Consider the following 25187-nt stretch of genomic DNA (forward strand, 5'->3'; position numbering starts at 1 on the left):
CCATGAAGTACTGGAGACCAGCCTTGATGTTCAGGCCCATGAGGGCTTCCAGGGTGAAGTCGATGTAGGCTTCCAGAGTTTCGATCTGGGCCTTGCGGGCACCGGTGGCGGCGCCGGCGGCGGGATCGCCCCAATGGAACGTGCCGACCTCAACGGCGTACACGCCTTTGAGGTTCTCGTTGGCGATGAAGTCGAACCACAAGCGGGCCCTTTCCTGAGCGGTGAAGGACTCCTGGGAGACGTCGTTGTCGAAATTCAGGCTGGTACCGGCGTTGTGCCACCAGCTAAACTGGGTTTTGAACTGTCCGCGAGCGTTCAGCTCGACAGCCGAGGCCGGAAGCACACTGGCGAAGACGAAGGCAGCGGCGATGGCCAGAAGCAGAATGCGTTTCATGGTTAATCTTCCTCCTTTTGCGTTGTGAAAAGCCCGATACCGAAACACGATATGGAAGGACTTCTATCGGGGTGCCGGGCAAAGGTCAAGGGTTTTTCGTCGAAGAATTGACGAAAGTAGAAATTTTTTTACCGTACAAATTTTTGTCCCTCACTCGCCCAGGGCGGACGGTCCCTTGTCCTTGCTGTCCAGGGTATAGGTCAGGACCATGGTCTTGTCGGACTTGAGCCCGGTGATGCCCGGATGGAGGCGGACCAGGACGCAGAGCTCGTCGGCCCCGTCATTGTTCATGTCGGCCAGGACATAGTCGCATATGGCTCCCCGGATGACCTGGGTCTTCCAGAAGATGTTCAGGCCGATGCCGTCCCAGTAGAGGCTTCGGATCTCCCCTTGGGGAAAGTTCCGGTAGCTCTGGAAAAATTGGGCAGCCACGGACATGTTCTTGTTGACGATGAGCTCGAAGCGTCCGTCGCCGTCCACGTCGGCCGGAATGAGCCGGGTGGGGATGTAGTACATGTTGGGTGGGATATCGGCCCTTCTGGAACGCTGGGTTCCGGGTATGTTGCTATATTCGGCAAGGCCGATGGAAGACCCGGCATAAACGTCGGAGGTCACGGCCTGGGGGGCCATCCCCGAGGTGAAGACCCGGAGATGGTCGTTCTTGTCCGCGACGACGACCTTGTAATCAGTGCCGTCGCCTTGGGGCAGAAAGGCAAAATTGAAGACATTGGCCTCGGCGGGCAGTCGAAGGCCTCCGCCGAGTTCGTAATTTCCGCCTATGCGGACCAGTTCGTGGATTCCTGAAGAGAAAATGCGGCGCATTTCCCGCTTTTGTCCGATGAGGGTGGGCATGTAGGTCGGAGGCAGCCGAACCATGTTCAAATAGTAGGGGAGGCGGTCGTCGACGACCTTGAATTTCCCGTCGACAAAGTTGCAGACAAAGGATCTCAGGCTTTCCTCCATGAGAGACGAGACGAAGATTTCGGCCAGTCCGTCCCGGTTCAGGTCCATGGCGTTGACGTTTAGAAATTGTTCGCGCAGGGATCGCTGGAAGGTGTCCAGAAGCTGGAGTCCGTCGGGCCGCCAGCGATAGGCGTGCAAGGCGTTGTCCTGCATGATGACGACCTCGTTGGTGCCGTCTCCGTCTAGGTCGGCCACGGCCAGTCCGATGCCGGCGAAGGACAGGGTCTGACTTCGCCAGCGGCCCGGCGAGTCGGGCGAGCTCTCGTACCTGAATTGGGGGTTGAGGTAGAATTCCTGGCCGCCGGTCTCGTTGTAGGTGAACTCGGGGTTGACCCTGAGGACCTTTTCGGTTTCTTGGGCCGGGGCGGGTTCCTCGGGCCGTTTGAAGAGTGTGTCGTTGACGGTCTTGGCCATGTCTTCCAGGGCCGGGATGAGGCCGTCCAGATCGGTCTGGCGGGTTTGGGTGAACATGTTTCCGTCCTCGCCCAGGACATGGAGGTTCAGGTCACAACTCTGGCCGACGATGGCAGCCGTGCCGAAGACCAGATAGTCGATTCCGAGGTTTGACCTGACCTGTCCGGCCTGGCCGGGATCGGCGATGGGATCCATGGCCTGGACCTCGGCAGCGGCCTCGGCCCGGGGCTCAAGTCTCCCCTTCCAGTTCAGGCGGGAGGTGAGCATTGAGGGAATGGCCTTTTGGAGATAGATGAACTGGGACGGGCCCTGAATCTCGACGGGGGCGACGGCAAAGGTCTTGACCTCCTCCCCCCGGGCCTGAAAAGGAAAGATGGTCGCGATTGCGAGGAGCCACAGGCAAACATATCTCGCTGGGAACATGGGGTGTCCTCCTGAAGGCGTTGGATGCATTATTGGGTAATTGCCCCCATGACTCGGGGCCAACCTGTTTTCAATGGCATTGGCGGGCTTGTCAACCAGCACCGGAAAGCCATGACGCGATGAGCAAGGAGATGCAATGAATCGACGGCAGTTTTTCAGACGGTCCCTCCAGACCCTGGGGGTCTCGGACCCCTTGCCCGGCAAGGGGGCCAAGGACTCGGATTATTTGGACGGCCGAAAGGCCATGAGGCGGGGCGAGCAGAAAGAGGCCCTGGTTCTTTTGAACAGGGCGGCTGCAAATCATCCGGAAGATGCCGACTGTCAGAGAGCCCTTGGGCAATGCCTGTATCGGCTTCAGCGATGGGCCGAGGCCAGGGCGACCTTTGAACAGGCCCGGAATCTGGATGCCGAGGCCCAGGACCTCATCCTCCATATCGGCCTGACCATGGCCCGGGAGGAACGTTTGGACGAGGCCATGGCCTGCTGGGCGGAGTTCAACGACCCATCGGCCGTTCTCATTCGACGGGAGATTAATCTCGATAGCGCCCTGATGGATGCCGGACATCCTCCGAGCGGAGAAGAGGCCGCCCAAGGTATGGAGGAGGCCATGAAGGGATGCGGTTTATTTTGATGGGTAGCCTCCCGAGCAGTTGACCCGGACCGCATTGAATTGTCCCGTTGGGGCTCAAGATGGGGTTCAGCCCATGAGCGCGGCCATCTCGTCGCAGCAATGGGCGGCCAGGGGCAGGCTGGAGGTTAAGGCAGGGGACACGGCGTTCAGGATGTGGTAGGATCGGTCGTCCCCTTTGGAGAGAAAATCCATGACCAGCCGCCCTGAGTTTATGTCCACCATCTGGGCCCGGATACCGGGCCGCCCCCAATGGGTGAACATCCCAGGAGCAATGCCTTCCACCAGGGCTCCGGCCTGGGCCGTCAGGCAGGCCCGATCAGCCTTCATCAATTCGCCCGCGGCCAGACGCAGATAGCGGCGGCCGTTCTTGGCCAGCATGAGCATTCCGAGCCTCGTGGTCCTGGCCAAGTCCCGGCAATCGAAGTTTTCCAGAATCGAATACTGCTCGGTCCACAGGCAGGGCAAGGCCGTGGGTCCGATCTTGACCCGGCCCTTTACCGTGGTCGTGAAATGGGCTCCGAGAAATGGAAGGCGGAGGTCGGGCACCGGATAAACGTGGACGCGAAGTACCGGGGCTGAATCGTTGCCGTAGAGGTAGAGGCCTTTGAAGGGAAAGACGGCCAGACCTTGTCCGAAGCCGAAGGCCCTGGCCACCTGGTCGGCCTGGAGGCCGGCGGCATTGACCGTATACCCGGGCTGAACGATTCCGGCCGAGGTTTCGATGGCGGTTTTTTTTCGGCCGAGGAATCTGGCTCCGAGTACCACGCGGATGCCCAGAAGGCGGGCATCTCGGGCCAGAGAGGCCATGAGAGCCAAGGGGTCGATGCTGGAGGTGGTCGGCGACCAGAGGGCCCGGCCGCAGGTCCGGACCCGGGGCTCGATGGACCTGGCCTCGTATTCAGAGATCATTTGGAGGGGGACCATGTTGGCCCGGCCCCGTTCGAAGAGGAGGCAAATACCCTCCTGCTCGGCCTCGTTCCTGGCCAAGACAAGCTTGCCGCAGGGGTTGATGGGCAGACCCCGATCCAGACAATAGGCGGTCAGGGCCTCGTTGCCGACCCGGCAAAGGCGGGCCTTGAGGGTGTCGGCCGAATAGTAGAATCCGGCATGAAGGACGCCGCTGTTGCGGCCGCTGGCGTGGGCCGCCAGGCAGTTCTCCTTGTCCAGGATCGTTATCCGACAGTCGGGGTGGCGTCGGGCCAGTTCCAGGGCGACGGTCAGGCCGACTATTCCGGCCCCGACAACCAGGAAGTCAGTGGTTTCCGGGAGTTCCGAGAGGTTCACGATTGCCATCGTCCGGAGACTAGACTAGGTGATCTGGGGCGGCAAGGACGGTGTTGGCGGTTGTTTTCGATGAGCCCGGGGGCGGGTTATCCAAGGAGGAATATATGGCCAGGATTGCCTGGATCGGGACGGGGATCATGGGGGCGTCCATGTGCGGCCATCTCATGGCTGCTGGACACGAGGCGCGCATCTTCAACCGGACGAGATCCAGGGCGGCGGACCTGGAACGGGCTGGAGCCCGCTGGTGCGAATCTCCGGCCGAGGCGGCGCAGGGGGCCGAGTTCGTTTTCACCATGGTCGGCCTTCCCTCGGACGTGGACGACGTCGTGCTCGGACCCGATGGGGTTTTGGAGTCCATGGAGGCGGGAGGCATCTTCATTGACATGACCACCTCCAGCCCGGATCTGGCCGCGCACATTTACGAGAAGGCCGCGGCCAAGGACGTGTCCGGGCTCGACGCCCCGGTTTCGGGCGGCGACGTTGGAGCCCGGGAGGCCACTCTGGCCATCATGGTCGGCGGAGAACGACGGGCCTTTGACCGGGCTCTTCCCCTATTCGAGCTCATGGGTAAAACCGTCGTTCACATGGGCGGACCGGGAGCCGGTCAGCACACCAAGATGAGCAATCAGATCCTGATAGCCTCGACCATGATCGGGGTTGTGGAGTCTCTCCTGTACGCCTCCAAGGCCGGGCTGGACCGGGATCTGGTTGTCGACGTCATCGGCCGGGGTGCGGCGGCCTCTTGGTCCCTGAACACCCTGGGCCGGAGGATCACGTCCGAAGACTTTTCCTCGGGTTTTCTGATCAGGCATTTCATCAAGGACATGGGCCTGGCCCTTGACGAGGCCCGGCGCATGGGCTTGGCCCTGCCCGGCTTGGCCCTGGTCCATCAATTTTATATGGCGGCCAGTGCCATGGGCATGGACAACCTCTGTACCCAGGCCCTGTACACGGTTTGCGAACGGCTGAACGGCCGGGTCTGATGTCTTCCCGAAACGGAGTTTCCGCCGATGTCCCCAATCGGATGGATAAGGCCGGTCCTCCCTTCGGTGCCTGTCTTGGACCTTTGACTGTTCTGGCCGGGCTGTTTTTCCTCAATTTCAGCGCCCGGCTTCTGCTCGGTCCGCTGCTTTTGCCCATCCAGGCCGATCTGGACATTCCCCTGGCCCGGGTCGGATGGTTTTTCCTGGCCGTATCCTGGGGGTACAGCGCGGGCATCCTCCTCTCCAGTCAGGCGGCCCATCTATTGACCCACCAGCGAAACATCGCCTGTTCCATGATCGGCCTGGGGGCGAGCATGCTCTGGGCCGGATTTGCCCAGGGGCCTCTGGGCCTTGGCGCGTCCCTCATCGGCCTTGGGCTGGCTGCCGGGCTGTATCTGCCCTCGGGCGTCGGAAGCATCACTGACTTCGTTCCATCCCGACATCTGGGAAAGGCCTTTGCCCTGCACGAGTGCGCTCCGAGCCTGGCCTTCATCGTGGCCCCGCTTATGGCCGAATTCTTCCTAACCTGGGGCGGATGGCGTCAGGCTTTTCAGGGGCTGGGCCTGCTCAGCCTGGTGTCGGGAGGCTGGTATTGGTTCCGGGGACGGGCTGGAAGATTTCCAGGCCGTGGTATGTCCTGGGACCGGATCATGCATCTGATTCGCAATCCGTCCTTTCTATTAGTGGCCCTTGGCTTTTCCCTGGCCATCGGGGCCGAGATCGGGGTCTTTCATCTGACTTCGGTCTATTTGGTCCGGGATCACGGACTGAGCAGAAGCGACGCCAATCTTTTTCTGGGGATTTCCCGGGTGGCCTGTCTTCTGGTGACCTTTTGGGCTGGCTGGTTCGTGGACCGTTTCGGTCTCAAGCCGGCCTTCGGCCTGTCTTTCGGCTTGGCCGGACTGGCCACCATCGGGATCGGATCTGGGTCCTTCGCCTTGGCCGGTTTTTTTCTCTTCATTCAGCCGGTGCTGACCATCAGTTTTTTCCCGGCGGGTTTTTCGGCCCTGGCCCGATTAGCTCCGGAAGGAGCCATGGATCTGGCCGTGGCCCTGGCCGTGGCCATCGCCTCGGCCGTAGGGATCGGGGCCATCCCAGCCGCCCTGGCCTGGGTGGGGGACCATTTTGGACTCTGGACGGCCTTCATGGGCATGGGAGCGGTCATGCTTGTATTTCTTCCTCTTCTGCTTAGGGCCAGATTGTAAGGCCTGGCCGTCAGGGTTGCCTTGGGTCCTGTTTGCCCCTATATCCTTTCGCAAACAGGAGAGCGATCATGAGCGTGGTGGCTGAATTCTCGATCTTTCCCATCGGCCGGGACGTGGGCGTGGCCCCGTATGTGGCCCGGGTGCTGAAGATTATTCGGAAAAGCGACCTGGATTACGAACTGAATCCCATGGGCACTTGCATGGAAGGCGAACTCGACCGGATTCTGGCCGTGGTCGCCGAGTGTTTTCGCGATCTGGAGACCGATTGCGATCGGGTTTACGGGACCTTGAAGATCGACAGCCGTCGGGACGGTTCGGGGCGACTGAAAGGCAAGGTTTCAACCGTTCAACAACTCATGGACAACGAGGAGGGGGAGTGAGCAGACCGCAGGCGGCTGATGTCTGGCGGGACGTGGAGCGGGTTCGATCGGTCAACCCGCTGATCTTCAACATCACCAACTACGTGGTGACCAACACCACGGCCAACGCCCTGCTGGCCTTGGGAGCATCCCCGGCAATGGCCGAGTCGCCCCTGGAGACGGCCGAACTTGCCGGATTGGCCTCGGCCTTGGTGCTCAACATCGGCACGCCGACCTCGGACATGCGCGAGGGCATGTTCCGGGCCCTGCATATCGCCAACGACCGGGGTATTCCCGTGGTTCTGGACCCGGTGGCCGCAGGGGTGACCCGGCTGCGGATGGAACTCTGCCGGAGATTTTTGACCGAGCATCGCATCGAGATTGTTCGGGGGAACGCCTCGGAGATCATGGCTCTGGCCGGGGAGAATGCCGTGCCCAAGGGGGCTGACAGCGCCAACACGACCGACGAGGCCAGAGAGGCGGCATTAGGCTTGGCTCGGACGCATGGTTGCGTGGTCTGCGTGTCCGGGAGCGAAGATATTGTCACCGACGGAACGGTCGAGATACGGGTTGCCAACGGAAATCCGATGATGACCAGGGTCACCGGCCTTGGGTGCACGGCCACGGCCCTGGTCGGGGCGTTCGCCGCCATCAACGACGACCACGTCCAGGCCTGCGCCCACGCCATGACAGTTATGGGTGTGGCCGGGGAACTGGCCGCGGCCGTGTCGCCGGGACCGGGTTCCCTGCAGATGCACTTTTATGACCGGCTCTACAGCCTGAACGCCGATGAATTGGTCCGATTGGTCCGTTGACGGTCCCTTTATGAACCGCCTGCCTGCCGATTTTCGACTCTATCTGGTCACGGACCGTCCCCTATGCCTGGGCCGGGACCTTTTGGACATTGTCCGGAGGGCCGTGGCAGGAGGGGCCAAAATGGTCCAGCTTCGGGAAAAATCCCTGTCCACCCGCGAATTCGTGGATCTGGCCAGGGCCGTGAAGTTGATTCTGGCTGGAACCGGGGTGCCATTGATCGTCAACGACCGGGTGGACGTGGCTTTGGCCTCGGAGGCCGATGGGGTTCACGTGGGACAATCCGATATGGATGTGGCCGATGTCAGGGCCCTGGTCGGCCCCAAGGCCATTGTCGGCCTGTCTGTGGAGAGAATGGACCAGGTCCTGGAGGTCCGTGATCTCAACGTCGACTATCTCGGAGTCGGGCCGGTTCTGCCTACGGCGACCAAGGCCGACGCCTGCCCGGCCTGGGGCTTTGACGGGTTGGCCCGGGCCTGCGCCGCCGCCAAGTTGCCGGTGGTGGCCATCGGGTCCATGGGGGCCGAAACAGCGGCCAAGGCCAGGATGGCCGGAGCCAAGGGAGTGGCCGTGGTCTCGGCCATCTGCTCGGCCTCGGATCCGGCCAAGGCCGCGGCCCGGATTCTCGAGGCCTGGAGCGGGCCCGATTTGGCATGACCGGCTCCGGGCGGATGTGGCCGCATGGATTCATCGTCCGGGATCCGTTCCTATGGCTTTTGATGGCGGCCGGCCTCATCGGCATTGCGTTACCGACTCCTGTCCATCCTGTGCCGGTGGCCGCCTTGGCGGCATGGGCCCTGGCCGAAGAGCTGATCTTTCGCTTTGGCCTGCAGGAAGGCCTGCGGCGCTGGCTCAAGGATGCCGGGCTCGGTCCGTTGACCTTGGCCAATGTCGTGACCTCGGCGGTGTTTGCCGGAGTCCATTTCGTTCATCATCCCCCGGTCTGGGCCGTAGCGACGTTTGTCCCATCCCTGGCCTTCGGCCTGGCCTGGGATCGGTATCGAAGACTGTGGCCCTGCTGGGTTCTGCATTTTTTTTACAACCTAATGTATTTTCACAGGATTTGATCTGATCATGCATAGATTTCGGATTGGCGGACCCGTCATCCTGCTCCTCAGCCTGATCGCGTTGGCGATGTCGATCGGTTGCGGTGCGGCCAGAAAGGCCTCTCCGCCCGAGGACCGGAATGCCCGGGGTGCGTTGGACGATGGCCTGCGGGCTTTGGAGTCGGGCCAGACGGACTCGGCCTTGGCCTTGTTCACTGAGGCCTTGGATCTCGAACCGACCCTGGCCGAGGCCCACTACAACCGGGGTCTGTGCCGGCAGAAGCGAAACGAGCAGGTGCTGGCCGTCTTGGACTACACCGAGGCCATCCGTCTTCGCCCCGATTTCTCGGAGGCACTGAATAACCGAGGCGCTGCCCGGTTCGAGATCGGAGAGGTCGACCTGGCCCGGGACGACTGGGAGGCGGTCCTGGCCCTCCATCCTGATTCGGCCCAGGTTCATTTCAATCTCGGGAGGTACTACGCCGAAAAGAGACAGTGGAATCGGGCCGTGATCCAGTACGGCGAGGCCCTAGCCCAGGTTTCTGAGTTTCCCCGGGCTCTGAACGGCAGGGGCATTGCCCTTCTTCGGGCCGGGCGGCCCGAAGAGGCCCTTGAAGATCTGAATAGGGCCGTGGGTATGGACCCGAGCCGTTCCCTGTATCTATACAACCGCGGCGTGGTCCACGAGGCCCTGGACGAGTACGCGGAAGCCCTCAGCGACTACACCCGGGCCGTGGAACTCGATCCCTCCCTGGGCCCTGCCTATCTCAACAGAGGACTTTTGTATCAGCGTTTGGGCAGCAAGGATCTGGGATGTATGGATCTCGGCCAGGCCTGTGAACTGGGCCTCTGCGACCGGTACCGTCAGATGCAGCGCATGAGCGAATGCCCGTAACGACTATGGGTGCCTCGTTTCTGGACAGCCTGTCGACATCCGGACCCTGGCCCTGGCTGGCCCGGCATCCCAGGGCGACCCGGATCGGCCTGAACCTCTCGATCCTGGCCGCCCTTGCGGCTTTGGTGAGCTTGGTGGGCATGGATTTTCTGGGTGAACGGTGGCAGGCCGAGGCCTACCTGTTGACCCCGAAGGTCACCGTGGCAACTCCGGCCCCGTCTTCCCAGTCGTCCAAGCAACATGGCCTGGACCGCTACGCGCCCATCGCGGCTCGAAATCTGTTCGGCACGATCCGTGAAAAGGAGGCTGTCCCGGAACCTGAGCAGATCCTGTCCAAGATGCCTTTGGCCAGCCTGAACCTGGAGCTTCTGGGCACGGTGGTCGGAACGGACGAGGCTCTGAACACGGCCATAATTCTGGACAAGACCAGCCGGACCGAGGATCTCTACCGGGTGGGGGACAGGGTCAAGGAGGCCGAGGTCAGAAGGATTCTGAGGACCAACGTGGTTCTCCGGACCGGGGATCGGGACGTGGTTTTGTCCATGGATCCCGAACAGCTGGCCAAGTCCCAGGCGTCAAGACCCGATGAAGGCGCCTCGGGCAAGGTCATGATCCTGGAGCGGGCCCGGATTGAGGAATCCCTGAACAATTTGCCGGCCCTGATGCGCGACGCCCGCATCGTTCCCTACATGGAAGCCGGGCAGCTTGCCGGATACCGGCTGTCCAACATCAGGCCGGGCAGCGTGTACCAACAATTGGGTCTGGTGAACAACGACGTGGTCATGTCCGTCAACGACCGGACCTTGACCGGGCCGGACCAGCTCGTCTCTCTTTACGAGGAGATGACGACGTCCGGAGGGGGAGGGGTGGACCTGCGTGTCCGCCGGGGAACCCAGTACGAGACCTTGCGTTACGAAATTCAATAACATCGGACTATGAGCGTCATGAAACTCTCTCGCACGATTTTGGCCTTGGGCCTCGTTTTGGGACTTCTGGCCGGACCGATTCAGGCCCTGTCCCAGGAGGCCTCGGTGGACAGGTCCATCACCATGGACTTCAACGAGGTGAACATCCAGGTGTTCATCAAGTTCATCAGTGAACTGACGGGCACGAATTTCGTGGTCGACGAGAAGGTCCGGGGCAAGGTCACAGTGCTTTCCCCGACAGGAATTTCCGTGAACGAGGCATACAGGGTCTTCGAATCGGTCCTGGAGGTCAACGGGTTCGCGGCCGTGCCATCGGGAGAGGTGACCAAGATCGTTCCTTCGGTTCGGGCCAGACAAGAGAACATCGCCACCTTGACCAGACCGGAGATCGTTCCCAGACCCGGGGACACCTTCGTGACCCAGATCATCCCCCTGAACTACGCGGACGCCGAAGAGGTCCGCAAGATTCTCATTCCCATCGTCTCCAAGGAGGGGATCCTGGTGGCCTACGGTCCGACCAGAACGCTCATCCTGACCGATTACCGGGCCAACATCCAGCGGGTAATCGAGATTGTGAACGAGTTGGACGTGGCCCAGGGGCATTTGCAGATGGTGGTTGTCCGCCTGAAGCACGCCTCGGCCGAACGCTTGGCCGGATCTCTGGGCCGATTGGCCCAGGAGCAGGCAACCCAGGCCCCGGCCGAGGGCTCGATCCGGGGCGGGAAGCTCAAGATCGTGCCCGACGAGCGGCTAAACGCTCTGATCATCCTGGCCTCTGATTCGGAGATGGCCCGGGCACTGAAGCTCGTCGGCGAACTGGACCAGCCGACGCCCAAGGGCAAGGGCACCATTCATGTGGTCAAGCTTGAAAACGCCCTGGCCGAGAACCTTGCCAAGGTCGTGGCCGGGCTTCCCACAGGCGGAGATCCCGCCCAGGGCCAGCAGGCCGGGGTGATCTCCCGGGACGTGAAGGTCGTGGCCGACAAGGACTCCAACAGCCTGGTCATCACCGCCCAGCCCGACGAGTTCGAGGCCTTGAAGGAGGTCATCGCCCAACTGGACAGCCCCCGGGAACAGGTCTTCATCGAGACCTCCATCCTGGAGGTCAGCACGGACGCCTCCTTTAACCTGGGTGTCCAGTGGCAGGGGGGGGCCAAGGCCGGCCCGAGCGGGGACGAGAGCCTGTTCTTCGGCACCAGCAACGGGCTTATCGGCACGAGCATGGATCAGCTCACGACCAAGCTGGCGGCCAACCCGGACGGCCTGTCCCTGGGAGTTTTGTCCCTTCCCTTTCTCTATGGAGGGAAGAAGTACTTCAATCTCGGAGCCTTCCTGCACGCGGCCAAATCGGACGACAACGTGAACATCATCTCCACGCCCCAGTTAATGACCCTGGAAAACGCCGACGCCAAGGTCATCGTCGGCGAGAACCGGGCCTTCACCACCCGTCAGGACAAGACCACGGACAACACGGCCTATAGCAACTACGAGTACAAGGACGTGGGCGTGACCTTGAAGGTCACCCCGTTCATCAACGCCCAGGGTTCGGTGAAGATGATGATCTACCAGGAGGTCAGCCGGGTCGAGGGCAATTCCCTGGAGGGAACCATCACCCCGGTGACCAAGAAGCGGGTGGCCGAGACCACGGTGGAGGTCAAGGACGGGGAGACGGTGGTCATCGCCGGGCTCATCGAGGACGCCTCCGGGACCAACGTGACCGGAATTCCTGGTCTCATGGACATCCCCCTTTTGGGCTGGATGTTCAAGGTCGAGCGGGAAAAGACGTCCAAGAAGAACCTGCTGGTGTTTTTGACTCCCCACGTGGTTCGAAATCCGGAGGATGCCCGGTCCCTCTATCACCAGAAAGCCCGGTACATGGAGCGCCTGCGCTACAATACGGACGGCAGGGCCATGCCCCTGGACGAGGCCCCGTTCGTCGCCGGGCCGGTGGCCGCCACGACATGATCGGCATTGATCTGGGGGCCGATCTGCTCCGGGCCGGACGGGTGACCGAAGCCGATCTGGACGAAGCCCGGGCCGCGATCAACGGCGGTTCCCTGGCCGAGGCCCTGGTTCGGCTGAACAAGGTCCGGGAGGAGGAGATTCTCGGGCTCTACGGCCGCGAGATGGGCCTGGAAGTCAGATCCGAGATCGCCGACCAGAGCCTGGATTTCGAGCTGGTCAAGCGGGTTCCCATTCAGTACGCTAGGCGAAACTCGGTCTTTCCTTTGACATTGACGGAAGATCGTCTTGAAGTGGCCGTGTCCGACGCCGGCCGTCTGGACATCCTCTCCGATCTCCGCCTGCTTTACGGAGCCCCGTCCATCGTGCCGGTCCTGGTCCCCAAGCGGGCCATCCAATCGGCCATCAACAGGGCCTACGGCCAGGGCGGGGACGACGACACCTCGGAGATCATCCAGGATCTCGACCAGCGAGACGAGGAAGTTCTTTCGGGCCTGGAGAACGAAGGCGGGGCCGACCTCCTGGATGAGACCAGCGACGCTCCGGTCATCAAGCTGGTCAACCACATTCTGTCCCAGGCGGTGAAGGCCCACGCCAGCGACATCCATGTGGAGCCGTTCCCTCACGAGCTTCGGATCCGCTTTCGTCTGGACGGCGTGCTGCACAATAAAATCTCCCTGTCCCGCCGCCTGCATTCCGCCGTGGTCTCCCGGATCAAGATCATGGCCAAGCTGAACATCGCCGAGAAGCGGCTTCCCCAGGACGGCCGCATCGAGATCAAGATCGGCGAGCGCCAAGTGGATCTTCGGGTTTCGACCATCCCGACCGGATTCGGGGAACGGGTGGTGCTCAGACTTTTGGAAAAGGGCATGCGGCTTTTGAAGCTGAACGAGATCGGTCTGGGCGAGGATCAGCTTGAGGCCATGGGTCGGCTGATCACCATTTCCCACGGCATCGTCCTGGTCACGGGGCCGACCGGGAGCGGCAAGACCACCACTCTGTACGCGGCCCTGAACGAGATCAACTCCCCGGACAAGAACATCCTGACCATCGAGGATCCCATTGAGTACCAGCTGGACGGGATCGGCCAGATGCAGGCCAATTCGAAGATCGGGCTGACGTTTGCCCGGGGGCTTCGGGCCATGGTCCGCCAGGATCCGGACGTCATCCTGATCGGCGAGATCCGGGACCTGGAGACGGCCGAGATCGCCATCCAGGCCGCCCTGACCGGCCATCTGGTCTTTTCCACCCTGCACACCAACGATTCGGCCAGCGCCGTGACCCGGCTCATCGACATGGGCATAGAGCCCTTCCTGGTTTCTTCCTCGGTCCGGGCCATCATTGCTCAGCGCCTCGTGCGCCGGGTCTGCTCGACCTGCCGGGAACCCTACACCCCCCGGCCTGAACAGCTCGGGGAGTGGGGGCTCGATCAGGCCGGGGGATTTTTCCACCGAGCCCATGGGTGTCCCGAATGTCTGGAAACCGGATACCGGGGAAGGACAGGCATCTACGAGTTTTTGCCCGTGGGCGAGGAGATCGCGAACATGATTCTCAAGACCTCGGATGCGAATCAGATCAGGCGAAGGGCCTCGGAGCTCGGGATGCGGACCTTGCGGGAGGACGGGCTGCTCAAGGCCGCCCAGGGTCTGACCACGGTCAGTGAAATCCTTCGCGTGACCCAGGTCTGAGGGGACCATGGCTGTTTTCGAGTACAAGGCCCTGGACCGGGCTGGCAGGGAACTCAAGGGTATCGTCGAGGCCGACGGACCCGGGGCGGCCCGGCAGAAGCTTCGGGCCGAGGGGCTCTATCCATCGGAACTGGCCGAGGCCAGGGCCAGGGATCGGATAGAAGGTCGAGACCGGGGGCGTTTTCGGATTCTGTCCAGGAGAGTGAGCAGGATGGAGCTGGTTGCGGTGACTCGGCAACTGGCTACCTTGATTTCGGCCGGCCTGCCCCTGGTTACGTCCCTGAGTGGAGTCATCGAGCAGATGAATCCCTCGTACCTGCGGCTGGTCCTGGCCCAGGTCAAGGATCGGGTAAACAGCGGCAGCAGCTTGGCCGATGCTCTTGAAGAACACGGCCGGGTCTTCCCGCCAACCTATCCGGCCTTGGTTCGGGCCGGGGAGGCCTCAGGAACTCTGGAGGCGGTCATGGAGCAGCTGGCCGATTTCGAGGAGGCCCGCCTGGCCCTGGCCCGTCAGGTCCAATCGACATTGGCCTACCCGATTCTCATGCTCCTGACCGGTGTGGGCGTGGTCTTTTTCCTCATGGCATACGTCATACCCAAGCTGACCCAGATATTTCTCGACTATGGGCAGGCCTTGCCCCTACCTACGGTCATCCTCATCGGCGTCAGCGACTTTTTGCGGGGATACTGGCCGCTCATGATCCTGACCCTGGCCGGAGCCTTTGTCCTGTGGCGGATGGCCCTGAAGACCCCGGCCGGTAGAAGGCGCTGGGATGCTTTTCTCCTCAAGGCCCCTCTGTTCGGACCCATTGTCCGGCAGTCAGCCACGGCCCGGTTCGCCGGGACCTTGGGCACTCTGATTCGGAACGAGGTACCTCTGCTGACAGCCCTGGATATCGTCCGGAACGTGGTCAACAACACCTGCATGGCCGAGGCCCTGGACGAGGCCCGCCGTGAAATCACCGAGGGGGAGAGCATCGTCGTTCCCTTGAGGAGGCGTAGGGTTTTTCCGCCAACGGTCCTGCAGATGATCGCGGCCGGAGAGCAGAGCGGCACTCTGGACAGCATGCTTCTCAAATCGGCCGAGGTGGCCAGGGGAGAGGTCCGGACCCGGCTGGCCATTTTGACTTCTCTGCTGGAGCCGATGATGATCCTTGGTCTTGGCGGGGTGGTGGGGTTCGTCGTTCTGGCCACGCTTTTGCCCATTTTCAGCATGAGCCATCTGGTTCGGTAGGGCCGGGTCGTGGGCAGAGGTTTTCCTGAACTGAAGGGGTGCCCCTTCCAGACTTCTCCAGACCCGGAGCGGTTCTATCCCTCGGAGGTCCATGCCCGGGTTCTGGCCGGGGTGGTCCGGGCCATCCGAGACAGGGTAGGATTGGTGCTCGTTCTTGGGGCTATCGGCCGGGGCAAGACCATGATCTGCCGTCTGGTCCAGCGGGACCATGCCGATGAGTTCGTCATGGGCTATGTGGGTAATCCTTTTCTCGGCCCTCGGGAGCTGGGGATGGAGATTCTGAGGGAGTTCGGAGGGCGGCCGGGTAAAGGCGAGGTCCGGGAGGTTGTCCGGGCACTGGGCGACCGGCTCAGGGAACTGGAGTCCGAGGGCCGGACCGCTGTCCTGTTCATCGACGAGGCTCATCTCCTTTCGCCGGACGTCCTTGATTTTCTTCTGGTCCTGACCAATGTCCAGGCCCAGGGCAGGCATCTTCTGCAGGTGGTCCTCTCTGGCCAGCCCGAATTCCAGGAGACTTTGGCCCGCCCGAGGTTCGCCTCCCTGAACCAGAGGCTCGGAAACCGATTCGTGCTCACAGACCTGTCACTGGCCGAGACCGGACGGTATATTGGACACAGGCTGGGCCTGGCCGGGGCCCGGGGGGTGGAGTTTTTCACCCCGGGAGCCGTGCGGGCCGTCTGGCGGGCCAGTCGGGGAACACCCAGACTGATCAATCAGATCTGCGAGCACTCCTTGAGGCAAGCAACGAGGGACGGGATTCTTCCTGTCCGTCCCGCCCAGGTTCGGGCTCTGCTTGCCGACAAGACTTTTTCGGGGGTCCTGGGCGCAATTCCCCGGAGATCCAAGGCCCCTTGGCTGGTCGCTGGACTGGCCGCAATGGCCGTGTTTTTGGCCGTGGTTAGCCTGGAGGGTCCCGAGGTGCCGGGGCCGGACCATGAGGAACCATTGACATCTGAGTCCAAGAGCGATTCCATTGTTCCGACCGGAGAGGCGAGTTCGGATGCGGTCGAGGAGACGATTCCCGAGAAAGAGACTTTGGCCGGATCAGACCTCGACGCCAGACTGGACCGGGTTCTGGCTATCCTGGAATTGGAGGCCCTGGCCAGACAGTCGGCGGGTACGCAAAGCCCGCCAGGGCTTGACCAGGTAGAGGGAACATTTCCGGCCGAGTCTGAATCGGCGGCGGTTCTGGAGGACAATGCCCGTACGGAGTCCGCCGGGGAAGGCCCTGGAGGGGGGGATCGGGAATCCGGGGCGCAGACGGTCGTCCATCTGGAGCCGGGAGGGGAGAGCGAACCCGCCGCGGCGGTTGCGGAGCCGGGAATGCCCAGAGCCCAGGTCCGGGTGGATGCCATTGTCTGGCACGCCGAACCCGAGGGGCGTCTGGCGGTCATCGACCAAAATATCGTCCGCCAGGGCGACCGGATCGATGAATGGATCGTAGAGACGATTCTGACCGACCGGATCCTCCTGTCCCGGGGCGGCGAAATTTTCGAGGCCCGGAAGGACGGCCCGGCCTCGCCCTGAACGGCGAGAGCTTCGAACACGAGAACCAAGGAGAGGCAATGCTTGCAGAGATCAAAGCGATGGTCCGGGCCCGCAGGGAACGGACCGGGTCGGGATCCGGAGGCTTCACCCTGATTGAGATTTTGGTGGTTATTGTCATTCTCGGAGTTCTGGCCGGATTGATCGTGCCCAGGCTCATGGACGAGCCGGACAAGGCCAGGAGGGTCAAGGCCCGAATGCAGATGGAAAGCCTGGGAACGGCCCTTAAAAAGTACAAATTGGAGAACGGTGAATATCCGTCCACCGAGCAGGGGCTCCAGGCACTGGTGGAGAAGCCGGCCGTGGGCATCATTCCCCGCAATTACCCGGAGCGGGGGTACATTCCCAAGGTCCCTCTGGATCCGTGGGGCAACCCCTACGTGTACACAAGTCCGGGGAGCCATGACGAATTCGATATCGTCAGCTTCGGGGCCGACGGCGAAGAGGGCGGCGAGGGCAAAAATGCGGATGTCAAGAGCTGGGAGCCCGACGAATAGGGGCTTCACACTGCTGGAGCTTGTCATGGTCCTGGCGGTCATCGGTATCGGCCTGGGTCTGGTCGTTCCGGTCATCGGGGACGGTCTCTTCGGGGCCGGCGCTGACGGACAGGTCCGTCGGCTGCTGGCCATGGTCGGACAAGCCCGGGAGCAGGCCATGCTCGACGGCAAGATCTGGACGATCAGCATGGATGTCGGCCCAGTCGAGGATGATCCGGAGGGGCCTATGCGTGTCGAGCGGGAACTCGTGTTCCGGCCCAAGGGTGAGACGAGGGTCATCGGCGTCCACTGGCTTTCCACGGGCCAAGACCAGACCTCTGGCCGGGCGTCGATCACGTTTCGCCCCAACGGGTTGGTCGATCCGGTTCTCATTCATGTCGGCCCCTCCGAAGGAGAGGGAAAGACTGTCATGGTCCGGGCCTTCAATCCTAGGCCCAGGGTGGAGAACGGGTATATCCGTCCGTCGGTGCCCGATGCGGGGTGAACGATCCGGCTTCACACTGATGGAAGTCTTGGTGGCTTTGGCCGTCCTGGCCCTGGGCCTCACGGCGGTCATTCAGGCCGTGACCTCCAATCAGGACGCGGTGCTGACTGCCAGGGAAATGACCCTGGCCGGGACTCTGGCGGCTTCCAAGATGGATGAGATCGAGGCCGTCGGCCTGGACGAGTGGTTCCAGACCGGAGGGGATTTTGAAGTTTTTTGGCCGGGGTTTTCCTGGGAACTCGACCGGAAGAGCCACGATCTTGATGGTCTGCGTCTGGCTGTGCTGAGCGTCAGGTATCGGGGAAAGAATCTGGTCGATCTCGAGAGGGTTTTTCTTGCCGTTCCGTAGGGACCGCGCCGGGTTCACCCTCATGGAGGTCCTGGTGGCCATGGTCCTGGCGGCCATAATCGCGGCCAGCGTCTTTACCGTATTCGACCGGACTCTGGAGGTCGGCTCCGAGGTCGAGGGTTCGGGCAGGATTCTGCAGATGGTCCGGATGACACTTGACCGCCTGGCCGTAGATCTGCGGAGCCTGGCCCGGAATGAAGATCGAAAGACCAATGGCACTGGGGACGAGGACGCATTCCTTTTCCTGGGCGCCTCGCCGGAATCGGCTCTCGTACCCGATGACAACGGCACCGGGCTGGTTTTGATGAGTTTTCCGACTTGGTCCAGTCTGGACACCGCCCAGACCCTCGGCAGATGGCGTTTGAACAGGGTGTCCTACATCGTCCGAGCCTCGGCTGGGGCCGGATCCCTGGTCCGGCGCGAGGAGCCCTTCATGGACATGGAGTCATGCCAGGCCCCTGTCGAGGTGGAGGTGGCCGACGAGGTGACTGGGGTCCGTCTGATTTTTGTTGATCGAGAGGGGCGGGAAACGGACGCCTGGAACATGGATGGAGAAGGCCTCGATCCACCAGTCCTGGTCCGTTTCCAGCTGACCTGCCGGGCCGATAGCCTGGGCGAGTGGACCCTGGAGCGGAGCATCCTTCCCGGGTTTTCCGTAAATGGGCCGGAGAAGGGCGATGAGAACTGACCCTCAGGACGGGGCCATCCTGCTGTTCGTTCTTTTGGTGCTGGCCATGCTCGTACCCGTGGCCATTCTGTCCACCCGCACGGTCCAGGTGGATCTTTCCGGCTCGTCCAGGCTGCGAAACGGGGTCCAGGCCGAGTCCCTTGCCCTGTCGGGTATCCGCATGGTCCATTGGGCCCTGGCCCGGGATCTCGAAAAAGACACAGAGCGAGCCGTGTTCGTCGATCACGTGGGAGAGGACTGGGCCAGTTTTTTTGATTCCGAGGGCAGAGGGGCGGGAGGCTTCGAGACCGGCGAGGTGGCCGGGCGCATCGTTGACGAGCAGTCCAGGTTTCCGATCAACCGGCTTCTGGACGGCAACGGCACGGTCCGTCCGGAATATGAGCAGACCCTGCGCAACCTTCTGGAAGGGCCCCTGTTCGAGTTGGAACCCGAGGCAGCCGGGGAGCTGATCGCGTCCATCGCCGACTGGATGGACGATGACAGCGACCTTCGATCGGAGAACAGTGCCGAAGAGGAACAATACCGGGAGGCTGGTGTGATGTGCGGGCCCCGGAATGCGCCGTTTATGTCCCTTGATGAGCTTCGACTCGTTTATGGAATGACCGATGATGTGTTCAACGGCCGGGACGGGATGCCGGGATTAAAGGACCTCGTGACCACCGCCATATTCGACATGGTGAACATCAACTCGGCGGACATCTTTGTTTTGCAGGCCATGGCAAGGGATATCCCCCAGGATACGGCCCTGGAGGTGGCTAGAGCCATGGTCGCCTTTCGAGTTGACCCCTGGCATCATGATTTTCTCGACCGGGGTGACTGGTACCGCGAAGTGGCCGTGGACGGCGCCGGGTTCGTGTCTTTTCCCCTTGGCGGGACCTCGACTTCCCTTTTTCGGGCCGAGGTAGAGGGAAGGGTCGGAGGTGTCTCGAGACGGGCCCTAGGCCTGTTTTCTCGGGCGAACAGGTACGGAGAGGACGTCAGTGACGCTGACGTGGTCGAACTCGATCGGCTGGAACTGCAATAGGCGGAGGATATGGCGGAAACGATACTCGGTCTGCATTTGGCTCCGGAGTCCGTCCGCATGGTCTGGATGGAGCGGTCCGTGGGTCGTCTGGTTCGGGGAGGGACGGCTGAGATTTCTGGCGGATGGGGCCCGGAGGGCTTGAGTCCGGAAGTCGCCTCGGCCGTGGCCGAAGCTCTGGCCGGTCACGGTGTCGTGCCAGGCAGGGTGGCTCTGGTGCTCCCCGATCAGGCCGTATTCATTCGCGATTTGATTCTGCCTTTCGGGAATCCGGCCAAGGTCGGCAAGGTTCTCCCCCTTGAACTGGAAAGCCTGTTGCCTTGTCCGAGCCAGGATCTAGTCGTGGATTTTCAGATTTCGGGCAGGGTTTTTGGGCCGGAACGCGCCTATCGGGTACTGGCCGGAGCGGTGAACCGCGAGCGAATAACGACCACGGTCCAGACCCTGAAAAATTTCGGGCTGGAGCCGGACGTGGCCGATGCAGCCAGAAATGCCTGGCAGGCCCTACTCGGAGAGATCAGGGGGCCTGTCCCGGAACTCTACGTCCTTCTCGATCTGGGCCCTGACGGTCCGGTGGCTTATTTGGTCCGCAAAGGCCGGATCGAGGCCTCTCATTCCTTTCCCCTCGGGCCGACGAAACGATCCGAACAGGAATTTCATTCCCCGGAATCCATCGTCCATGGTCTGCGGCAGGCCGTTTTGGCCTTTGGAAGCGAAGCTGTCGAACGGATCGCCTTGGCCGGGGACGGTTCGGCTCGGGACGGTTTTGCCGCGGTCGTGGAGGCCGAAGCAGGGGTCGTGTGCCAGCCCCTGTTCGAATTGGTTCCTGCCGAATTGACGTTTGAGGGTCCCGAATCATTTGCCCGATGGGGCCTAGCCTGTGCCGGTGCCCTTCGTCTGGCCCGTTCAAGACGGGGATTCAACTTCCTTCGTGGCGATCTGGCCTCCTCTGGGAAGCGGGGGAGAAGCCGGAGACTGGTCATCCACGCGGCGGTAGCTCTGGCTGTGATTCTCGGATGCTTGGCCGGTTCCGTGCTTTGGCAGGAAATTCTACTTCAGCGCGATCTGAGTCATCTCGAGTTTGAGATGCGTCGGGTTGTCCGGCAGGTGGCTCCCGGAAGCGAGGATCGTCTTTTGCCTGCCCAATTCACGAGCGTGGTCAGGGATCGAGTCGGGGCGTTGAAGGCGGCGACCTCTCCTGGAGGGGGGCCGTCCCAGTCCATGTTGGAAATTTTGTTGGCTCTGAGCCGGGGGATTGGCCCTGAGGCTCGGGTTCGGATTCTTCAATTGAACATTGATCGGAGCCGTGTGCGGATCAGCGGCGACGCCGACGCTTTCGGAACGGTCGAGTCGGCCAAGGCCGGTTTGGAGTCCTCCGGATTTTTCCGAACCGTCAGGATTCAGGGGGTGACCTCTGCCCAGGACGGTCAGGGGGTGAGATTCAGCATGGAAATGGAGACGTCCGGATGACGCGGCAGGAACAACGAACTGCGCTTTGGGCGCTGGCCGTGGTAATCCTGGGCTTTGCCGTCTGGGAGTGGGCAATTTCACCTTGGCTGGCCCACAGGGACGGCGCGCTCCGCAAGAGGGGCGTGGCCCGGGAGCGGCTCATGGAGCTGGAGGCCCTGGCCACCGAGTATGAGGTGCTTCGGGGCTTGGTCGGAACCACGCTTTCGGACTCGGCGTCGGACGCGAATCTCTTCGGGTTGGTCGAATCGTTGTCCGCTTCCCAGGGCCTTCGTCAAAACCTCGAGTTCATGCGGCCGTCCCGCCGAAGTCTCGATGGAGGTGGCCAGGAAGAGACCGTTGAGATGCGTCTGGTCGGAATCGGCCTGGAACAGCTGGTTCCCCTGCTTCATAAAATCGAGAACGCACCGGGAGGGGTGTCGGTGGGCCGTTTGGCTGTCAGGGCCGTGCCCAGCCGCAATTTTCTTCTCGACGTGGATCTGCTCGTGACCGCTCAGGGATCCGGTGTGGCGAGATGACCTCGAATTCCACCAAGTCGGCTAAACAGAGTCTGCTCGGCGAGATCTGTCTGTATGTCGCATTTTTTGTCCTCAGCCTGGTCGTATTCTCCGTGGTTTTTTTTCCTGAGCGGGCGTTTCTGGATTGGGCCCTGACCCGTACGGAATCCGCTTTCGGCGTGGAGATTCAAGCCCAGGGCGCCTACCTTGTCTGGCCTTTGGCCGTCAAGGCCGATTCGGCTATTTTGATATTTGGCCGGGATCGGGAGCGGTTGGAGCTCGACAATCCTGTCTTCGGTTTGAATTTTTCAGCTCTGTTCCGAGGTCGACTCGGCCTCAAACTGCGAGCCGATACTCTTCCCGGTTGCCTTGATCTTCGGGTCGAAACCGGGCCGCCATGGAAATCCGATGATTGGTCCGCAGGATTGGAATGGACCGGATTGAGTTTGGCCCGCCTTCCGCGGGTATCCGCATTGGCTGGGAATCTCCAAGGCCAGACCAGCGGCCGAATGCAGGCCGTGTTCGACCCCTTTTCTCGCCGCGCAGGGCAGGGCGAAGGAGTCATTTTGATCAGTGACGGTGGGTTGGCCTTTTCCAATCCCATGGTCGGCGAGCTGAACATCTCCGGAGCGTCGGCCAGGGCCGATCTGACCTGGAACGCCACGGAAGTCGAAGTTCGACAAGCTATTTTTTCAGGCCCCGGATTCGACGGAAACCTGGTCGGCACGGCTTTTCCGAAAGAACCGCTGACCGCGTCCGTTTTGAACCTGACTGGAGAAGTCAAACTCGATCCAGATCGGCTCGGGGTGGCCATGAATCCAACCTTGGCCAGAATTCTCAAGAGTAGCGGTGGGTTTCCCTTCGCCATGCGGGGCAGTCTCGGGAATCCTGCGTTCAGCCTTCGTTGAGGGGATATGCAGTTTTGGATTTTTCCGCGATTTTTTGGGTTGACAACGGATGGGGTTTGAATAAAAAGGCACCTCACCACGCGGGGATGTAGCTCAGTTGGGAGAGCGCTTGAATGGCATTCAAGAGGTCGTGGGTTCGATTCCCTCCATCTCCACCAAGAAAATCAAGGGCTTACAGGTAAAAATCTGTAAGCCTTTTTTCTTTCTACATACAAAATTACATACATTTCCTGGGGCCAGGCCCCCAATCCAGCCCCCAATCCAGCCCAAATCCGGCCCAAATCCGGCCCGAATCCGGCCCGAATCCGGCCCGAATCCGGCCCGAATCCGGCCCGAATCGACCTTCCAAAATTCAATATAAAATCTGAAATTGATAGGAACTATTCCTAAAAAGATCCCCCCTACATACAAAAATTTGTATGTAGGGAGTGCCGACACCAACGCCCCGGTGGGCGGTTATCAATTTCCTCGACATCAATTATTGCCTTGAAGCTCCACCAATTCCCTGCCTTGTTCGATCCTCTCCCATCCCCCATTTGTCCATTCAGCCCATAATTCGTCCGACCATTTCTTGTCTTTTGGCGAAGCGGTTGGTAGTTAGCCCATGGTTTTTTGTACAAAAAATGAAATTTATTTTTTCAAAAAAATTATCCCGCGAACTCACGCGTTCGCAGGGCCGTGTTAGAAATTTCCAAAACATCATCCAGCAAAATTAATCCGACTTGAGGTGCCTGCCGTTGAACGAAAAAAATAATTCACCCCTAGATAAAGGCTCCCTGTCGAACCATCTTTGGGAATCGGCCAATATCCTTCGCGGACCTGTCGATGCTGCCGATTTTAAAACCTACATTTTCCCCTTGCTTTTTTTCAAACGAATCTCCGATGTCTATGACGAGGAATATTCTCAAGCCTTGGCTGAATCCGGTGGGGATGTGGAATTCGCCAATTTTCCCGAAAACCACCGATTCCAAATTCCAGATGGTTGCCATTGGCGAGATGCCCGAATCAAAAGCGTCAATATCGGACATGCTCTCCAAAATGCCATGCGCTGTATCGAAAAGGCCAACCCGGACACCCTCCACGGAATCTTTGGCGATGCCCAATGGACGAACAAGGATCGCCTCTCCGACTCCCTTCTCAAAGATTTGATCGAACATTTCTCATCCCTCGGCCTTGGTAACGAAAACTGTCGTGCCGATGTTCTCGGCCACGCCTACGAATATCTGATCAAAAAATTTGCCGACCTGACCAACAAGAAGGCCGGTGAATTTTATACCCCTCGCTCGGTTGTCTCTCTGATGGTTCGCATCCTTGCCCCAAAGGCAGGAGAATCAATTTACGATCCGGCTTGCGGGACCGGGGGGATGCTCCTTGAGACCCTGCACTACGTCAAAGAACATGGCGGGGACGAAAATCTCATGTTGGGGAAACTTTTCGGCCAGGAAAAAAACCTGACCACATCCTCCATCGCCAGGATGAATCTTTTCCTCCACGGCGCGGAAGATTTTCATATCGAACGAGGTGACACCCTTCGTTCTCCCGCCTTCTATCTAGGTGACAGCCTCGCGACATTCGATTGCGTCATAGCCAATCCACCCTTTTCCCTTGATAAATGGGGAGATGATGTTTGGGTCAACGATCCCTATGGACGAAACTTTGCCGGACTACCACCCGCCAAATCCGGGGATTTCGCTTGGGTACAGCACATGGTCAAATCAATGGCCCGGAAAACTGGCCGCATGGCCGTAGTGCTTCCTCATGGCGTCCTCTTTCGCATGTCCAAAGAGGGGATTATCCGTCGAAAACTTTTAGAGATGGACATTCTTGAGGCGGTGATCGGACTCGGCCAGAACATTTTTTATGGGACAGGACTCGCCCCTTGCGTTTTGGTCTTTCGTGAAAGCAAGCCCAAAAATCACCGTCAAAAAATTCTGTTCGTTGACGCGTCCAAAGAATTCAAATCTGGCCGCGCTCAAAATGAGCTTTTACCCGAGCATGTGGAAAAAATTCATCGCTGGTACGAGGAATATCAAGATGTCGAGGGTTTTTGCCGAGTGGTCCCGCTTGATGAAATTCGAGAGAACGATTTCAACTTGAATATCCCCCGTTACGTCGAGCCGGTGATTGAAGAAGAAGCACTTACCGTCGAACAGGCCATAGCCAACCTCAAAGAATCGCTCCAAAAAGCTTATGCCGCCGAGGACCGGTTGAAAGCGTTGCTCGAAAAAGAAGGGTTGATGGCATGAGCAACACATCAACCAGAGTCGAACGTGCGCAGAAACCACGGAAATGCCCCGAATGCGGGCAGGCCCCTCTGGCCAGCATCCTTTATGGGATGCCCGCCTTCAATAAGGAGTTAGAAAGAAAAATGAATGAAGGCAGGATCACGCTTGGCGGCTGCTGTATCAGAGATGACGATCCAGCGTGGGAATGCACCCACTGCGGGCTCAAGATTTTCCGGAGGCAGGTGCAATGATTTCCCAATCCCAACTTGAATCCTATCTCTGGGGC

At 60.6% G+C, this 25187-nt stretch carries 26 protein-coding genes and 1 tRNA gene; 24 read left to right on the plus strand and 3 right to left on the minus strand.

Annotated features, from left to right (window positions below):
• Positions 1–394 (minus strand): hypothetical protein (locus tag EOM25_05145; protein ID NCC24576.1); only part of this gene is annotated, 394 nt, incomplete at its 3' end.
• A gap of 150 nt (positions 395–544) precedes the next feature.
• The gene (locus tag EOM25_05150; GenBank protein NCC24577.1) at positions 545–2224 is read right to left on the minus strand and encodes a VCBS repeat-containing protein; all 1680 of its coding nucleotides are present in this window, start codon (positions 2222–2224) and stop codon (positions 545–547) included.
• 106 nt (positions 2225–2330) lie between these two features.
• On the opposite strand from EOM25_05150, the gene EOM25_05155 reads away from it, so the two are divergent.
• A complete protein-coding gene (locus EOM25_05155) occupies positions 2331–2825 on the plus strand; it encodes a tetratricopeptide repeat protein (GenBank protein NCC24578.1) in 495 nt (164 codons plus the stop codon).
• Positions 2826–2891: 66 nt separating this feature from the next.
• Here the strand turns inward: EOM25_05155 and EOM25_05160 are convergent, their stop codons facing one another.
• On the minus strand, positions 2892–4118 hold the full coding sequence (locus EOM25_05160; protein ID NCC24579.1) for an FAD-dependent oxidoreductase: 1227 nt from the start codon (positions 4116–4118) through the stop codon (positions 2892–2894).
• A gap of 95 nt (positions 4119–4213) precedes the next feature.
• Between EOM25_05160 and EOM25_05165 the strand changes: the two genes are divergently transcribed.
• The 23 genes from EOM25_05165 to EOM25_05275 all read left to right on the plus strand — a co-directional run bounded on the left by EOM25_05165 (position 4214) and on the right by EOM25_05275 (position 25152).
• Positions 4214–5092, plus strand: a complete 879-nt coding sequence (locus EOM25_05165; GenBank protein ID NCC24580.1) for an NAD(P)-dependent oxidoreductase — start codon at positions 4214–4216, stop codon at positions 5090–5092.
• Positions 5092–6297, plus strand: coding sequence for an MFS transporter (locus tag EOM25_05170; GenBank protein NCC24581.1), 1206 nt, complete (start codon positions 5092–5094; stop codon positions 6295–6297). The genes EOM25_05165 and EOM25_05170 overlap by 1 nt, the downstream gene beginning before the upstream one ends.
• 68 nt (positions 6298–6365) lie before the next feature.
• The gene (locus EOM25_05175; GenBank protein ID NCC24582.1) at positions 6366–6677 is read left to right on the plus strand and encodes an MTH1187 family thiamine-binding protein; all 312 of its coding nucleotides are present in this window, start codon (positions 6366–6368) and stop codon (positions 6675–6677) included.
• Positions 6674–7471, plus strand: coding sequence for a hydroxyethylthiazole kinase (locus EOM25_05180; protein ID NCC24583.1), 798 nt, complete (start codon positions 6674–6676; stop codon positions 7469–7471). The genes EOM25_05175 and EOM25_05180 overlap by 4 nt, the downstream gene beginning before the upstream one ends.
• Before the next feature lie 10 nt (positions 7472–7481).
• The gene (gene thiE / locus EOM25_05185) at positions 7482–8126 is read left to right on the plus strand and encodes a thiamine phosphate synthase (GenBank protein ID NCC24584.1); all 645 of its coding nucleotides are present in this window, start codon (positions 7482–7484) and stop codon (positions 8124–8126) included.
• Complete coding sequence (locus EOM25_05190; protein ID NCC24585.1) at positions 8123–8536, plus strand: JDVT-CTERM system CAAX-type protease; 414 nt, start codon at positions 8123–8125, stop codon at positions 8534–8536. Before thiE ends, EOM25_05190 begins: the two co-directional genes overlap by 4 nt.
• A 7-nt stretch (positions 8537–8543) precedes the next feature.
• Positions 8544–9410 (plus strand): tetratricopeptide repeat protein, encoded by an 867-nt coding sequence (locus EOM25_05195; GenBank protein ID NCC24586.1) that lies wholly within the window; start codon positions 8544–8546, stop codon positions 9408–9410.
• A complete protein-coding gene (locus tag EOM25_05200; protein ID NCC24587.1) occupies positions 9401–10336 on the plus strand; it encodes a hypothetical protein in 936 nt (311 codons plus the stop codon). The genes EOM25_05195 and EOM25_05200 overlap by 10 nt, the downstream gene beginning before the upstream one ends.
• A gap of 9 nt (positions 10337–10345) precedes the next feature.
• The gene (gene gspD, locus EOM25_05205; protein ID NCC24588.1) at positions 10346–12301 is read left to right on the plus strand and encodes a type II secretion system protein GspD; all 1956 of its coding nucleotides are present in this window, start codon (positions 10346–10348) and stop codon (positions 12299–12301) included.
• Positions 12298–13986 (plus strand): type II secretion system protein GspE, encoded by a 1689-nt coding sequence (gspE, locus tag EOM25_05210; GenBank protein ID NCC24589.1) that lies wholly within the window; start codon positions 12298–12300, stop codon positions 13984–13986. Before gspD ends, gspE begins: the two co-directional genes overlap by 4 nt.
• A gap of 7 nt (positions 13987–13993) precedes the next feature.
• The gene (gspF, locus tag EOM25_05215; GenBank protein ID NCC24590.1) at positions 13994–15220 is read left to right on the plus strand and encodes a type II secretion system protein GspF; all 1227 of its coding nucleotides are present in this window, start codon (positions 13994–13996) and stop codon (positions 15218–15220) included.
• A gap of 9 nt (positions 15221–15229) precedes the next feature.
• The gene (locus EOM25_05220) at positions 15230–16747 is read left to right on the plus strand and encodes a hypothetical protein (GenBank protein NCC24591.1); all 1518 of its coding nucleotides are present in this window, start codon (positions 15230–15232) and stop codon (positions 16745–16747) included.
• Between the two features lie 38 nt (positions 16748–16785).
• Positions 16786–17262: a type II secretion system protein GspG gene (gspG, locus tag EOM25_05225; protein NCC24592.1), complete on the plus strand. Its 477-nt coding sequence runs from the start codon at positions 16786–16788 to the stop codon at positions 17260–17262.
• Entirely contained in the window at positions 17168–17746 is a 579-nt protein-coding gene (locus EOM25_05230) for a type II secretion system protein (GenBank protein NCC24593.1), read from the plus strand. The genes gspG and EOM25_05230 overlap by 95 nt, the downstream gene beginning before the upstream one ends.
• Positions 17454–18095: a prepilin-type N-terminal cleavage/methylation domain-containing protein gene (locus EOM25_05235; protein NCC24594.1), complete on the plus strand. Its 642-nt coding sequence runs from the start codon at positions 17454–17456 to the stop codon at positions 18093–18095. Before EOM25_05230 ends, EOM25_05235 begins: the two co-directional genes overlap by 293 nt.
• Positions 18082–18783, plus strand: coding sequence for a prepilin-type N-terminal cleavage/methylation domain-containing protein (locus EOM25_05240; protein NCC24595.1), 702 nt, complete (start codon positions 18082–18084; stop codon positions 18781–18783). The genes EOM25_05235 and EOM25_05240 overlap by 14 nt, the downstream gene beginning before the upstream one ends.
• Positions 18755–19807, plus strand: a complete 1053-nt coding sequence (locus EOM25_05245) for a hypothetical protein (protein NCC24596.1) — start codon at positions 18755–18757, stop codon at positions 19805–19807. Before EOM25_05240 ends, EOM25_05245 begins: the two co-directional genes overlap by 29 nt.
• 9 nt (positions 19808–19816) lie before the next feature.
• Entirely contained in the window at positions 19817–21274 is a 1458-nt protein-coding gene (locus EOM25_05250; protein ID NCC24597.1) for a hypothetical protein, read from the plus strand.
• Positions 21271–21789: a hypothetical protein gene (locus EOM25_05255; protein NCC24598.1), complete on the plus strand. Its 519-nt coding sequence runs from the start codon at positions 21271–21273 to the stop codon at positions 21787–21789. The genes EOM25_05250 and EOM25_05255 overlap by 4 nt, the downstream gene beginning before the upstream one ends.
• Entirely contained in the window at positions 21786–22676 is an 891-nt protein-coding gene (gene gspN / locus EOM25_05260) for a type II secretion system protein GspN (protein NCC24599.1), read from the plus strand. Before EOM25_05255 ends, gspN begins: the two co-directional genes overlap by 4 nt.
• Before the next feature lie 82 nt (positions 22677–22758).
• Positions 22759–22834: transfer RNA gene (locus EOM25_05265), tRNA-Ala, on the plus strand.
• A 573-nt stretch (positions 22835–23407) separates the two neighbouring features.
• Complete coding sequence (locus tag EOM25_05270; protein NCC24600.1) at positions 23408–24922, plus strand: SAM-dependent DNA methyltransferase; 1515 nt, start codon at positions 23408–23410, stop codon at positions 24920–24922.
• Complete coding sequence (locus EOM25_05275) at positions 24919–25152, plus strand: hypothetical protein (GenBank protein ID NCC24601.1); 234 nt, start codon at positions 24919–24921, stop codon at positions 25150–25152. The genes EOM25_05270 and EOM25_05275 overlap by 4 nt, the downstream gene beginning before the upstream one ends.
• Positions 25153–25187 lie beyond the last annotated feature (35 nt).

Source organism: Deltaproteobacteria bacterium (assembly GCA_009929795.1).
In the GTDB taxonomy this organism is placed as follows: Bacteria; Desulfobacterota; Desulfovibrionia; order Desulfovibrionales; family Desulfomicrobiaceae; genus RZZR01.

What these genes read in the sequence shown, in the direction of transcription:
- gspD (NCC24588.1), top strand. Translation starts at nt 10,346, where the DNA reads ATGAGCGTCATGAAACTCTCTCGCACGATTTTGGCCTTGGGCCTCGTT.
- EOM25_05250 (NCC24597.1), top strand. Translation starts at nt 19,817, where the DNA reads ATGGCGGAAACGATACTCGGTCTGCATTTGGCTCCGGAGTCCGTCCGC.
- EOM25_05255 (NCC24598.1), top strand. Translation starts at nt 21,271, where the DNA reads ATGACGCGGCAGGAACAACGAACTGCGCTTTGGGCGCTGGCCGTGGTA.
- gspG (NCC24592.1), top strand. Translation starts at nt 16,786, where the DNA reads ATGCTTGCAGAGATCAAAGCGATGGTCCGGGCCCGCAGGGAACGGACC.
- EOM25_05235 (NCC24594.1), top strand. Translation starts at nt 17,454, where the DNA reads ATGTCGGCCCAGTCGAGGATGATCCGGAGGGGCCTATGCGTGTCGAGC.
- EOM25_05200 (NCC24587.1), top strand. Translation starts at nt 9,401, where the DNA reads ATGCCCGTAACGACTATGGGTGCCTCGTTTCTGGACAGCCTGTCGACA.
- EOM25_05170 (NCC24581.1), top strand. Translation starts at nt 5,092, where the DNA reads ATGTCTTCCCGAAACGGAGTTTCCGCCGATGTCCCCAATCGGATGGAT.
- EOM25_05155 (NCC24578.1), top strand. Translation starts at nt 2,331, where the DNA reads ATGAATCGACGGCAGTTTTTCAGACGGTCCCTCCAGACCCTGGGGGTC.
- EOM25_05230 (NCC24593.1), top strand. Translation starts at nt 17,168, where the DNA reads ATGACGAATTCGATATCGTCAGCTTCGGGGCCGACGGCGAAGAGGGCG.
- EOM25_05150 (NCC24577.1), bottom strand. Translation starts at nt 2,224, where the DNA reads ATGCATCCAACGCCTTCAGGAGGACACCCCATGTTCCCAGCGAGATAT.
- EOM25_05245 (NCC24596.1), top strand. Translation starts at nt 18,755, where the DNA reads ATGGGCCGGAGAAGGGCGATGAGAACTGACCCTCAGGACGGGGCCATC.
- gspF (NCC24590.1), top strand. Translation starts at nt 13,994, where the DNA reads ATGGCTGTTTTCGAGTACAAGGCCCTGGACCGGGCTGGCAGGGAACTC.
- thiE (NCC24584.1), top strand. Translation starts at nt 7,482, where the DNA reads ATGAACCGCCTGCCTGCCGATTTTCGACTCTATCTGGTCACGGACCGT.
- EOM25_05160 (NCC24579.1), bottom strand. Translation starts at nt 4,118, where the DNA reads ATGGCAATCGTGAACCTCTCGGAACTCCCGGAAACCACTGACTTCCTG.
- EOM25_05190 (NCC24585.1), top strand. Translation starts at nt 8,123, where the DNA reads ATGACCGGCTCCGGGCGGATGTGGCCGCATGGATTCATCGTCCGGGAT.
- EOM25_05195 (NCC24586.1), top strand. Translation starts at nt 8,544, where the DNA reads ATGCATAGATTTCGGATTGGCGGACCCGTCATCCTGCTCCTCAGCCTG.
- EOM25_05165 (NCC24580.1), top strand. Translation starts at nt 4,214, where the DNA reads ATGGCCAGGATTGCCTGGATCGGGACGGGGATCATGGGGGCGTCCATG.
- gspE (NCC24589.1), top strand. Translation starts at nt 12,298, where the DNA reads ATGATCGGCATTGATCTGGGGGCCGATCTGCTCCGGGCCGGACGGGTG.
- EOM25_05275 (NCC24601.1), top strand. Translation starts at nt 24,919, where the DNA reads ATGAGCAACACATCAACCAGAGTCGAACGTGCGCAGAAACCACGGAAA.
- gspN (NCC24599.1), top strand. Translation starts at nt 21,786, where the DNA reads ATGACCTCGAATTCCACCAAGTCGGCTAAACAGAGTCTGCTCGGCGAG.
- EOM25_05175 (NCC24582.1), top strand. Translation starts at nt 6,366, where the DNA reads ATGAGCGTGGTGGCTGAATTCTCGATCTTTCCCATCGGCCGGGACGTG.